Annotated in this window: 11 protein-coding genes; 1 reads left to right on the top strand and 10 read right to left on the bottom strand. The window is 72.1% G+C overall.

Going from position 1 to position 11,923, the window contains the following annotated elements; translation table 11 throughout:
• Positions 1–119: 119 nt before the first annotated feature.
• Positions 120–2,696 (bottom strand): aminopeptidase N, encoded by a 2,577-nt coding sequence (pepN, locus tag CHR28_RS22645; protein WP_094055514.1) that lies wholly within the window; start codon positions 2,694–2,696, stop codon positions 120–122.
• Between the two features lie 137 nt (positions 2,697–2,833).
• On the opposite strand from pepN, the gene CHR28_RS22640 reads away from it, so the two are divergent.
• Positions 2,834–3,469, top strand: coding sequence for a mycothiol-dependent nitroreductase Rv2466c family protein (locus tag CHR28_RS22640; RefSeq protein WP_094055513.1), 636 nt, complete (start codon positions 2,834–2,836; stop codon positions 3,467–3,469).
• A gap of 25 nt (positions 3,470–3,494) precedes the next feature.
• Here CHR28_RS22640 and CHR28_RS22635 read toward each other — a convergent pair whose 3' ends face one another.
• The 9 genes from CHR28_RS22635 to CHR28_RS22595 are packed head-to-tail and all read right to left on the bottom strand — an operon-like array spanning position 3,495 to position 11,923.
• Positions 3,495–3,716, bottom strand: coding sequence for a hypothetical protein (locus tag CHR28_RS22635; protein ID WP_094055512.1), 222 nt, complete (start codon positions 3,714–3,716; stop codon positions 3,495–3,497).
• Complete coding sequence (locus CHR28_RS22630) at positions 3,716–4,762, bottom strand: glycerophosphodiester phosphodiesterase family protein (protein ID WP_094055511.1); 1,047 nt, start codon at positions 4,760–4,762, stop codon at positions 3,716–3,718. The genes CHR28_RS22635 and CHR28_RS22630 overlap by 1 nt, the downstream gene beginning before the upstream one ends.
• 26 nt (positions 4,763–4,788) lie before the next feature.
• The gene (locus CHR28_RS22625) at positions 4,789–6,213 is read right to left on the bottom strand and encodes an FGGY-family carbohydrate kinase (protein WP_094055510.1); all 1,425 of its coding nucleotides are present in this window, start codon (positions 6,211–6,213) and stop codon (positions 4,789–4,791) included.
• A 19-nt stretch (positions 6,214–6,232) separates the two neighbouring features.
• Entirely contained in the window at positions 6,233–7,264 is a 1,032-nt protein-coding gene (locus tag CHR28_RS22620) for a 2-hydroxyacid dehydrogenase (protein WP_094055509.1), read from the bottom strand.
• Entirely contained in the window at positions 7,261–8,340 is a 1,080-nt protein-coding gene (locus CHR28_RS22615) for an ABC transporter ATP-binding protein (protein ID WP_094055508.1), read from the bottom strand. The genes CHR28_RS22620 and CHR28_RS22615 overlap by 4 nt, the downstream gene beginning before the upstream one ends.
• Positions 8,318–9,142 carry a DeoR/GlpR family DNA-binding transcription regulator gene (locus CHR28_RS22610; RefSeq protein ID WP_094055507.1) on the bottom strand — a complete coding sequence of 275 codons (825 nt, stop codon included), beginning with the start codon at positions 9,140–9,142 and terminating at the stop codon, positions 8,318–8,320. The genes CHR28_RS22615 and CHR28_RS22610 overlap by 23 nt, the downstream gene beginning before the upstream one ends.
• The gene (locus CHR28_RS22605; protein WP_094055506.1) at positions 9,139–10,227 is read right to left on the bottom strand and encodes an ABC transporter ATP-binding protein; all 1,089 of its coding nucleotides are present in this window, start codon (positions 10,225–10,227) and stop codon (positions 9,139–9,141) included. Before CHR28_RS22605 ends, CHR28_RS22610 begins: the two co-directional genes overlap by 4 nt.
• Positions 10,224–11,048, bottom strand: a complete 825-nt coding sequence (locus tag CHR28_RS22600) for a carbohydrate ABC transporter permease (protein ID WP_094055505.1) — start codon at positions 11,046–11,048, stop codon at positions 10,224–10,226. Before CHR28_RS22600 ends, CHR28_RS22605 begins: the two co-directional genes overlap by 4 nt.
• A complete protein-coding gene (locus CHR28_RS22595) occupies positions 11,045–11,923 on the bottom strand; it encodes a carbohydrate ABC transporter permease (protein WP_094055504.1) in 879 nt (292 codons plus the stop codon). The genes CHR28_RS22600 and CHR28_RS22595 overlap by 4 nt, the downstream gene beginning before the upstream one ends.

Genomic DNA, 11,923 nt, shown 5'->3' with positions numbered 1-11,923 from the left:
CTAAAGGACGGGTGTTCGGATGCCGAAAGCCCCTGGTCCGTTCGGGTGCGGACCAGGGGACACGGCTCGGCGGGCACCATCTCGTAACGAAGCCGGAACGCCCGAATCTCAGGCCAAAGCTACTGGTCAGCGGCCTCGTCGCACGCCTGTCCGCGCAGCGCCCGGGCCAGATCGTCCCGGGCCTCCAGCACCAGCCGGCGCAGCGCCGGCGCCGCCTCCCGGTGGGAGTCAAGCCAGGCGTCCGTGGCGTCCAGCGTGCGCGGGGACTGCTGCAGCGACGGGAACATGCCCTGCACCACGTGCATCGCGATCTGGATCGACCGCTCGGCCCAGACCCGCTCGATCGCCGCGAAGTACTTCTGCGCGTACGGCGCGAGCAACTCCCGCTGGGAGCCCTGGGAGAAGCCCGCGATGGTCGCCTCGACCATGGCGTTGGACAGCGCGTCCGACTCCACGACCTGCGCCCACGCCTGGGCCTTGACCGCCTCCGACGGGCGCGCGGCCAGGCAGCGCACCTGGTGCCGCTTGCCGGAGGCCGTGTCGTCCCGGGCCAGCTCCTCGGCCAGCACCTTCTCGTCCACCACCCCGTGCGCGGCCAGCGGCTCCAGGAACGCCCAGCGCAGTTCCTGGTCCAGCTCCAGGCCCTCGACCGTCGCCGTGCCCGCCAGCAGGTCGCGCAGCAGGTCGAAGTCGGCCTCGGCGGTGGCCGTCCGGGCGAAGAAGCGGGCCCAGGCCAGCTGCTGCTCGCTGCCGGCCCCGGCCGCGTGGAGCTCGCGCCGGGCGCCCTCGGCGAGCAGCCGCGCGGTCGTCTCGCGCCGGGCCGGCGCGGAGTAGTGCGCGAGCGCGGACTCGGCCCACGCGTGCAGCATCTGCAGGACGCCGATCTCGGACTCGCCCCCCGCGAACCGCAGCACCAGGTCCACGAAGTCCCGCGCCGGGAGCAGCGCGTCGCGCGTCATGTTCCACAGCGCCGACCAGCACAGGGCGCGGGCCAGCGGGTCGGTGACGGACCCCAGGTGCTCGCGCAGGGTGGCCAGTGACGTCTCGTCGAAGCGGCTCTTGCAGTACGTCAGGTCGTCGTCGTTGACCAGGACCAGGTCCGCGGCGTCGCTTCCGGCCAGCTCCGCGATGACCGTCCGGGCGCCGTCGACGTCGGTCTCCACCCGCGCGTACCGCTCCAGCGTCCCGTCCGCCACCCGGTACAGGCCCACGGCCACCCGGTGCGGGCGCAGTTCCGGGTGCGACTCGGCGGCCTCCTGGAGCACCGCCAGCTCCTGGACGCGGCCGTCGGCGCCCAGCAGCACCTGCGGCGTCAGCGCGTTCACCCCGGCCGTCTGCAGCCAGGACCGCGACCAGGCGCTCATGTCGCGGCCGCTGGTCTCCTCCAGCACCGACAGCAGGTCACCGAGGCGCGTGTTGCCGTACGCGTGCCGCTTGAAGTAGCGCCGGGCGCCCTCCAGGAACGCCTCCTGGCCGACGTAGGCCACGAGCTGCTTGAGCACCGACGCGCCCTTGGCGTACGTGATGCCGTCGAAGTTCAGCTTGGCGTCCTGCAGGTCGCGGATGTCCGCGGTGATCGGGTGCGTGGAGGGCAGCTGGTCCGCGCGGTACGCCCAGGCCTTGCGGCGGTTGGCGAAGGTGACCCAGCCGTTCTTGAAGCGGGTCGCGCCGACCAGCGAGAACTCGCCCATGAAGTCCGCGAACGACTCCTTCAGCCACAGGTCGTCCCACCACTCCATGGTGACCAGGTCGCCGAACCACATGTGCGCCATCTCGTGCAGCACGACGTTGGCCCGGCCCTCGTAGGACGCCTGCGTCACCTTGCCGCGGAAGATGAACTCCTCCCGGAACGTCACCAGCCCCGGGTTCTCCATCGCGCCCAGGTTGTACTCGGGCACGAACGCCTGGTCGTACTTGCCGAACGGGTACGGGTAGTCGAAGTGGTCGTGGAAGAAGTCCAGGCCCTGCTTGGTGACCAGGAAGACGTCGTCGGCGTCGAAGTGGGGCGCGAGGGCCTTGCGGCACAGCGCGCCGAGGGGGATCTCCAGCGTCGTGCCGTCCGCGAACGTGCGCGTGTAGGCGTCCGTCACGTAGTGGTACGGGCCCGCCACCACGCACGTGATGTACGTGGAGATCGGCCGGGTCTCCGCGAACCGCCACACCCCGTCGGACCGTTCACCGGTGCCGTTGCTCCACACCGTCCAGTCCTCCGGGGCCCGCACCTCGAAGCGGAACGGGGCCTTGAGGTCGGGCTGCTCGAAGTTGGCGAAGACCCGGCGGGAGTCGGCCGGCTCGTACTGCGTGTACAGGTAGACCTCGCCGTCCTCCGGGTCGACGAAGCGGTGCAGGCCCTCGCCCGTGCGGGAGTAGGCACACTGGGCGTCGACCACCAGCTCGTTGTCCGCGGCCAGGTCCTCCAGCGTGATCCGGGAGCCGTCGAAGACCTCCCCGGGGTCCAGATCACGGCCGTTCAGTGAGACGGACGTCACACTCGGGGCGATCAGGTCGGCGAAGCTGCTCGCGCCGGGCTCGTTGCAGCGGAAGCGGATCGTCGTGACCGAGCGGAACGTGCGGGGCCCGTCGCCGCTGTCCTCGCCGACCGCGGACCGCAGGTCGAGGGACACCTCGTACCCGTCGACGCTCAGCAGGGCGGCCCGCTCCCGGGCCTCGTCGCGGGACAGATTCTCACCGGGCACGGGCGGAACTCCTCAAGCGTCGTGGATACGGCTGAACAGCACCGATCCTGCCACGGGCCCCTGACGCCGGTCAGCCGGGAATGGCCGGGGAGCGCCGGGGCGTTTCCCGGGGAAACGGTTTCCTCACGAGGAGAGACATGTCGGACAAGACCCCCGTCGACTTCTGGTTCGACCCGCTGTGCCCCTGGGCGTGGATGACCTCCCGTTGGGTGCTGGAGGTGGAGAAGGTCAGGGACATCAAGGTCCGCTGGCACGTCATGAGCCTCTCCGTGCTCAACGAGAACAAGCTCGACGAGCTGCCCGAGAAGTACCGCGAGCTGCTGGAGACGGGCTGGGGTCCGGTCCGGGTCGCCATAGCGGCACAGCAGGAGCACGGCGCCGAAGTCCTCGGCGACCTCTACACCGCGCTCGGCACCCGCATCCACAACCAGGGCGAGGGCCACGGCAGGGAGACCGTCGCCGCGGCCCTGAAGGACGTGGGCCTGCCCGACTCCCTCATCGACCACTGGGACTCCACCCCGTACGACGCCGAGCTGCGCGCCTCCCACAAGGAGGGCATCGACAAGGTCGGCCAGGACGTGGGCACGCCCGTCATCGCGGTGCCCGGTGCCGACGGCGAGCAGATCGCCTTCTTCGGCCCGGTCGTCACCCCGGCCCCCAAGGGCGAGGAGGCCGCCCGCCTGTGGGACGGCACCCTCGCCGTGGCCTCCGTGCCGGGCTTCTACGAGATCAAGCGCACGCGCACCAAGGGTCCGGACTTCTCCAACCTCTAGGACCCGCAGAGGACTCACAGAGGACTCACACCGCGGCGTCGGCTCCCGGGTTCTGCAGTTCCTCCGGGAGCCGGCCCCCGCCCGCCCGATGGCTCCAGGGCTGGTACCACCGGCAGCCCGGAGCGGTGCATCGCCACAGGTCGGTGCGGTCCGTCCCCAGCGCCCTGCGCTCCTCGGGCGTGAGCGGCGTGAACACCTGTGTGCCACCGCCGCCGCAGGTCGGGCAGTGCTTGTCCTTGAAGAACATCAGTCCCCCCTCGCCGTCACCGCCAGGTCCGGGAAGTCGGTGACGACCGCATCGACCCCCATGTCGTAGTACAGCGCGTATTCGGCGAATGCGTCCCCGAAATCGTTCGGTCCGCTGCCGCGCCGGAACCGGGCGGGCAGGTACTGGTTCTCCGCGCGGAAGGTGTACGGCCCGATCCGCAGCCCCGCCGCGTGCGCGTCCGCGACGAGCGAGGAGCCGGCGACCGAGGACTTGTCCGGCCCGATCCAGTCGGCGTACGCGGCGATCCGGGCGAGCCCGGCCGGGGTCATCATGTCCCGGTACGTCGTCGGATCGCCGGAGGAGACCAGGTCGTACGGGCCGCCCGTGGTCCCCAGCGCCTGCCACAGCGGCACGCCCAGCCGCTGCGCGGCGATCCGCTGCAGGCTCGTCGGCTCGAAGGACTGCACGACGCACTCGCGCCGCCCGAGCCGGTTGCGGCGGACGGCCGAGGCCAGCCTCGGCTCCAGCGGCAGTCCGATCGAGCGGAAGTACGTGGGGTGCTTGGTCTCGGGGAAGACGGCGATCGTGCGGCCGTGCGCCTTCGACAGCCGCCGCGCCAGGTCCACGACCTCCTGGAAGGTCAGGATCCGCTCCCGCCCGTCGAAGACGGTGTTGCGGTTGCGCACCGCCGGCAGCCGCTCCACCGCCCGCAGGGTCTTCAGCTCGGCCAGGGTGAAGTCCTCCGTGAACCAGCCGGTGACCTGCCGGCCGTCGACCGTCTTCGTGGTGCGCCGGCCGGCGAACTCCGGCCGGGCGGCCACGTCGGTCGTCTGGGAGATCTCGTTCTCGTGCCGGACCACCAGCTCGTGGTCCTTCGTCGGCACCAGGTCCGGTTCGATCCAGTCGGCGCCCGTCTCCACCGCGTGGGCGTACGAGGCCGCCGTGTGCTCAGGGCGCCAGCCGGCCGCGCCGCGGTGGCCGATGACGACCGGGCCGCGGGGACGGGACAAGGCCGCCGCCGGGTCGGCCGCGGCGGGGGCGGTCGCGGCCGCCGCGAGCAGGAGGGATCTCCGTCCGAGCTGCATGCGATTCCCCTTCGTCGACGGGACGTTCAGGCACGTGCCCGGGCCCGCGCCCCGGCCAGCCGCTCCAGATGCTCCGCGTAGCCCTCCGTGTAGGCCGCGGCCCGTTCCGGGTCCGGTTCGACGACCGCCGTGGGCCTCGTCCACGCCCGGGCGTCCAGCCCGGCCCCGAACCGCTCGGCCGCCGCCAGCACCGCCCCCCGCGCCCCCACCTCGCCCTCGACGACCCGCAGGGGCCGTCCGAGCACGTCCGCCAGCAGCCGCATCCAGGCGGGGCTGCGGGTGCCCCCGCCGCAGACGGCGAGGCTCCCCGTCAGGCCCGCCGCCTCCAGGCAGTGCCGGGCCGCGTACCCGATGCCCTCGCAGGTGGCGCGGACCAGATCGCCCCGGGTCGACTCCAGGCAGACACCGGTGAGTTCGGCGCGCAGCCGCGGCTCGACGAAGGGGGCGCGTTCGCCGGAGGGCGCGAAATAGGGCAGCACGCGCACGCCGTGCGCGCCGGGCGGAGTCCGCGCCAGCAGGCCGTCCACCTCGTCGTGCCGTACGCCGGTCGTCGAGAGCACCCAGTCCAGCGCGGCCGTGCCCACCATCGCGGGCATGGCGCGCAGCCAGTGCCCGGGCCGGTCCGTGGAGATGTACAGCCCGGCCGGTTCACCCGTCAGGTCGAGCTCGGTGGTGGCGACCAGACTGGCCAGGCAGGTGCCGACGATCAGCAGCCCGTCGCCCGGGGAGGTCACCCCGGCGCCCAGCGCGCAGGCCGGCAGATCGTAGGGGCCGTCGGCGATCGGCGTGCCGGCCGGCAGACCCTCGCCCCGGCTCCCGGCCGTGGCGACCGGGTCGCTGACCGGGGCGAGCAGACCCCGCCGGTGGGTCAGCCCGAGCAGTTCGACGACCCGGTCGTCGTAGGTCCGGGTGCGCGGGTCGAGGAACGGCATGGACGCGTCCGACACGTCCGTCGTCGGACCGGCCCCCGTCAGCCGCTGGAAGACGACGTCCTTGCAGTACAGGGCGGCCCGCGCGGTGTCCAGCGCCTTCGGCTCGTGGCGGTCGAGCCAGGCCAGCAGCGGCCCCGGGCACCCGGGGAACATCGCGCTCCCGGTCCGCCGGAACACCGCCTCGAACGTGCCGTCCGCGAGCCACCGGTCGACCAGTTCGTGGGCGCGCCCGTCCATCCAGGAGGCCGCCGCCCGCACCGGCCGGCCCCCGTCGTCGACCAGCCACACCCCGTCGCCCTGCCCGGTCAGCCCGGCGAACTCCACCGGCTCCGCCGCCGCGGCGGTCAGCGCCCCGAGCACGCCGGTGACCGCCCCGTACACCTCCTCCATGTCCTGCTCGACGACCCCGCCGTGCAGGGACAGGCCCACCGGCCGTGCCTCGACCGCCAGTTGGCGGCCCTCCGCGTCGAAGGCCGCCGCCTTGACCACGGACGTGCCCACATCGATCCCGACGTACATGCGGCTCTCCTCAGGGTCGTCAGGTCAGACAGTGCGCGAGCGGCTCTCCCCGCACCCAGCGGCCCACCTCCTCGGCGGCGATCCGCGCGGCCTTCTCCGCCACCGCGCGCGAGGCGCCGCCCAGGTGGGGCGTGAGCACCACGCGTCCGGTGAATCCCCGCAGCCGGGACTCCACCGGCAGCGGCTCCTGGGCGTACGTGTCGAGCGCCGCCGCCGAGACCTGTCCGCTGTCCAGCGCGTCGCACAGCGCGTCCTCGTCCAGCAGCGGGCCCCGGGCCACGTTCACCACCACCGCCCCGCGCGGCAGCAGGCCCAGCTCGCGTGCGCCGATCAGCCCCCGGGTCTCGGGGGTGAGCCGGGCGTGCAGGGTGATCACCCGGGAGCGGCGCAGCAGGTCGTCGAGCGAGGCGATGCGCAGGCCGTGGATCTCGCCGTGCACATACGGGTCGTACACCATCACCCGCGCCCCGAACGCGCACAGCACGCGCGCGACCCGGCTGCCGACGGCCCCGTACCCGACCAGCCCGACGGGCAGGTCCTCCAGCTCGTGGCCGCTCTCCTCGTACGTGTAGTACGACGCCCCCTCCCAGCTGCCCCGCCGGGCGAGCGGCTCGTGGGCCTGGGGAATGCGGCGCAGGGCGCAGAGCATCAGGGCGAGGGTGAACTCGGCGGTGGCGGCGGCGTTGCGGCCGGGCGCGAAGCACACCCGCACGTCGTGCTGGATCGCCGCGTCCAGGTTGACGTTGACCGGCCCGCCCCGGCACACCACGACCAGCCTCAGGTCCGGGCAGGCGGCCAGGACCTTCTCGGTGACCGGCCCCATCTGCGTGACGAGGACCTGCGCCCCGGCCAGCGCCTCGATCATCTCGTCCTCGGCGTCACTGGCCTCGCGCACCTCGGCGACCGGCCCGAACGGCTCCAGCGGCCAGCCGAGCCGCAGTTCCCGCACCTCGGCCCGCTCGACATCGCGCTGCACCGCCCGGGTGATCAGCGACGGCAGGACGAAGTGGTCGCCGGCGGCCACGACACGCACGCTGTTCTCGGCAGTCATCGCAGGGAGTCTCCTGTCTCGGCGTCGAAGACATGGGTGTGTGCCCGATCCGCGGCGACCCGGACCCGGTCGTCGTGGGCGAGCCGCACCTCGGGGTCGGTGAGGACGACCAGGTGCCGGTTGACGCCGTCGAGGGCGAGGGTCGCCAGGCCCGACTCCAGCAGCGGCTCGTGCGCGACGACCCGGGCGGGCAGGCCGCCCTCGGCGGTGAGCCGCACGTCCTCGGGGCGGATGCCGACCACCACCGCGCGGCCTTGCTCCACGGGCACGGGCAGGGCGAGCCGCACCGCGCCGGACAGGCGGGCGTGGCCGTCGCCGTCGGCGACTCCGGGCAGCAGCGTGATCGCGGGTTCGCCGACGAAGTCCGCGACGAAGACGTTGGCCGGGCTGTCGTAGATCTCGTAGGGAGTGCCGAGCTGCTGGATGACGCCGTCCTTCATGACGGCGATCCGGTCGGCGAGGGAGAGGGCCTCCTCCTGGTCGTGGGTGACCAGGATGGTGGTGTGGCCCAGGTCCTGCTGGATGCGCTTGAGTTCACGGCGGGTGGTGTCGCGCTGGGCCGCGTCCAGATGGGAGAGGGGCTCGTCGAGCAGCAGCACGTCCGGTTCGCGGATCAGGGCCCGGGCGAGCGAGACGCGCTGCTTCTGGCCGCTGGACAGACCGGCCGGGCGGGCGTCCAGCAGCTCGGTCAGGCCGACCCGCTCGGCGATCTCCCGCACCTTGCGGTCGACGTCACCCCGGGCGGACCTGCGCCGGGCCCTCAGCCCGAACGCCAGGTTCTCCGCGACCGACAGCGGCGGATACAGCGCGTAGTTCTCGAACGCGACCCCGATGTTGCGCCGCTGCGCCGGCCGTTCCACCACCGAAGCGCCGCCGACCAGGATGTCCCCGCCGGTGACGGACTCCAGCCCGGCGATCATCCGTAACGTGGTCGACTTGCCGCAGCCGGACGGCCCGAGCAGCCCGAGCAGTTCCCCGGACCGCAGACTCAGGTCGATCCCGCGGACGGCGTCCACCGCGGGCCGCCCCCGGGCCCGGTAGGTCTTCCTCAGCTCACGGAGCTCCAGTCCCGTCATGGCCGCCCTTCATCGCGCAAACCTCGTAACGGACCTTGTGCTCGTCCAGGTCCCGCAGCGCCTGCGCCGACGCCCCGTCGTCCACGAGGACCGTGTCGAAGCGGGACAGCGGCACGACCCGGTGCAGGGCGACCCGGCCGAGCTTGGTGTGGTCGATCAGCAGCACGTTCCGGGCGGCCGCGTCGAGCATCGCCCGCTTCACGGACACGATGTGCTGCTCCTGGTGGTACGCGTGACCCCCGTGCACGGCCGACGTCGACGCGAAGCACACGTCCACCCGCAGCTGCTGGACCGCCTCCACGCACGAGACCCCCAGGAACGAGGAGTGCAGCGGGTCGTAGTCGCCGCCGAGGGCCATCAGATGGATGCCCCGCTGGTCGGCCAGGAGGTTGATCGCCTCCAGGAAGTTGGTGACGACCGTCAGGGGCGTGACCTCGCCCGTGCGCAGCCGCCTGGCTATCTCCAGGGTGGACGTGGAGTCGTCGAGCAGGATCGCCATGCCGGGCTCCACCATCCGCAGGGCGTGCTCGGCGACGGCGGCCTTCTCGGCCCGCATGGTCTTCAGCCGGTACTGCACGTTCGACTCGAAGACACCCGACGGCTGCGCGGTCACCCCGCCGCGGAACTTCCGTACGATGCCCTGCCGTTCGAGCTCGTCCAGGTCCCGGTGGATGGTCATCAGGCTCACCCCGAACCGCTCGGCCAGCTCCGCCGCCGTCGCCGAGCCGTCGGCCAGCACCCGCTCGGCCATGGCGGCCTGCCGCGCCGCGGGCCCCTGCTGTCCACCGCTGCTGTTGCTCATGGCTGTGTCTCTATCCGTCGTCCCGGTCGTTCCGGCCGGTCGGCCTCGAACAGCAGCAGGTTCTCAGGCCGGACCACGAGCCGTACCGGATCGTCCGGACGAAGGCGCGCCGCGTCGGCCCGGGGCGCCACGAGCGAGACCCGCCGCTGCCCGGTCCCGAGGCGGACGGTGACCTCCACGGACCGGCCGAGCACCTCGGTGATGTACACGGTCCCGGTCAGTTCGTGGCCCTCGCCGCCGAGGGCGAGGTCCCGGGGGCGGATGCCGACCAGGACGTCCGTGCCCGCCGCGGCCCGCGTACGGACCGGCAGTTCCACCCCGCCGTCCGACCGCACCCCGCCCTCCGCCACCACCCCCGGCAGCAGGTTGATCCGGGGCCGGCCGAAGGCCCGCGCGACCTCGGTGTCGTGGGGCCGGTACCAGATCTCCTCCCGCGTGCCCGTCTGCACGATCCGCCCCTCGCGGATGACCCCGATCCGGTCGCCCAGTGCCAGTGCCTCGACCGAGTCGTGGGTGACGTAGAGGGTCGTGGTGCGCTGCACGGCCCCGATGGCCTTCAGCTCCGCCCGCATCTGCTGGCGCAGCTTGGCGTCGAGGTGGGACAGCGGCTCGTCGAGCAGGAAGGCCCGGGCCGGGCGGACCAGCACCCGGCCGAGGGCGACCCGCTGCCGCTGGCCGTTGGACAACTGGCCCACGGGCCGGTCCAGCAGCCCGGAGATGCCGAGCAGTTCGGCGATCGCGCCGATGCGCTGCCGGGCCTCGGCGGCGGGCAGCCGGTGCCGGGGCGAACGCAGGGGCGAGGCGAGGTTGTCGTAGGCGGAGCGGTGCGGGTAGAGGGCGTAGCTCTCGAAGCACATGGCCACGCCCCGGTCGTACGGTTCGACGCCCCGCATGTCCTCGCCGCCGAGCAGAACCGTGCCGGAGTCGGGCCGTTCGAGTCCGGCGACGGTTTTCAGGGTCGTCGTCTTGCCCGCGCCCGACGGGCCCAGCAGACAGAAGAACTCGCCTTCCCGCACCTCCAGTTCGAGCTCGTCGAGGGCGAGGGTCTTCCCGTACGCCTTGCGTATCCCGCTCAACCGGATCACGACTTCACCGCCCCGAACGACAGGCCCCGCACCAGATACCGCTGGATCGTCAGCGCCAGCAGCAGCGGCGGGACGACCGACACGAGCGCGGCGGCGGCCGTGAGGTTGTACTTGGGCCGGTCCCCGCCGAGGAAGGACAGGGCGCCCACGGTCACCGTCTGGGCCTCGTTGGAGGTGAGGATCAGCGGGAAGACGAAGTTGTTCCAGGCGAAGATGAACGCCAGCAGCGACACCGCCGCGATGCCGGGCTTGACCAGGGGCAGGGCCACCTTGAAGAAGGCCTGCTTGCGCGTGTAGCCGTCCAGCAGGGCCGCCTGTTCCAGCTCGGGGGTGAGGTCGGCGAAGTAGGACCGCATGATCCACACGATCAGCGGCAGCGTCACCAGTTGCAGCACCCACACCATGCCGACGTACGTGTCGAACAGACCGAGCTTCTGGTACAGCACGAACAGCGGGATGATCACGGTCAGTTCGGGCGCGAAGCGGAACGACAGCAGCGTGAACATCAGGTTCTCGGAGCCCTTGAACCGCCACCGGGCCGAGGCGTACGCCGCCGGCAGCCCCACCACCAGCGACAGCGCGACCGCGCCGACCGACACCACCAGGCTGTTGACGAAGAACCGCACGAACGGGATGCCCTCGCTGTCGCCGAGGACCGTCCGGTAGCCGTCGAGGGTGGGGGAGAAGGAGAAGTAGGTGGAGAACAGCTGGTCCGCCGGCTTCAGCGACAGGATCACCATCCAGGCGATCGGGAACAGCGCGAAGACGAAGTAGAGGATCAGGGCGGCGTCCCCCAGCCACCCCAGGGCACGTTTCCTCATGTGGTGACCTCCGCGGCCTTCCGCTGGATCTTCCCCAGGTGCTTCACCAGCACCATCGCCGCCAGGTACACCACGGCCCACAGCACGATCGTGTAGGAGATCCCGAAGGAGTAGCGCTGGAAGCGGATGGCCTCCAGGTACGCCCGGATCTGCAGCACGACCGTGGAGTCGCCCGGCCCGCCCTCGGTCAGGGCGTAGATGATGTCGAACACCTTCAGCGAGTCCATGAACCGGAAGATCACCGCCACCAGGACGTACGGCCACAGCATCGGCAGGGTCAGCCGCCGGAAGGTGTACCACCACCCCGCGCCGTCCACGGCCGCCGCCTCGAACGGGGAGGCGGGCAGCGACCGCAGACCGGCCAGGGCGAGGATCGCCACGAACGGCGTGTAGACCCACACGTCCACGGCGATCGACGACAGCAGGGCGCCCGTCGGGGTGTCGGTCCACTGCACCCCGCCCAGACCGAACGGCTTCAGCAGGTGGTTCACCACCCCCACCGAGGGCTGGAGCATCAGCTTCCAGATGATCGCCGCGATCACCGGGGCGATCATCAGCGGCAGGATCAGGATCTTCTCCAGGACCCGCCCGACGACGGTCGAACGGTGCAGCAGCAGGGCGACGGACACGCCCAGCACGGTCTCGGCGAGCGCGGCGCCGACCGCGTACAGCACGGTCACCCACGCCGAGTTCCAGAACGCCTCCTGGGTGAAGACGGCTCGGTAGTTCTCGAGCCGCACCATGTCCGGCTGCGGTTTGCTCGCCGAGAAGTCGAACAGCGTGTAGTACAGCCCGAGCCCGAAGGGGTAGAGGATCCCGCCGGTCAGCAGCAGGGCCGGGACGATCAGGAGGTACGGGCGCAGCGCCGGCCGCAC

This window comes from Streptomyces sp. XY006 (assembly GCF_002237655.1).
Lineage (GTDB): Bacteria > Actinomycetota > Actinomycetes > Streptomycetales > Streptomycetaceae > Streptomyces > Streptomyces levis.
This window is presented reverse-complemented; position numbering and strand designations above follow the sequence as displayed.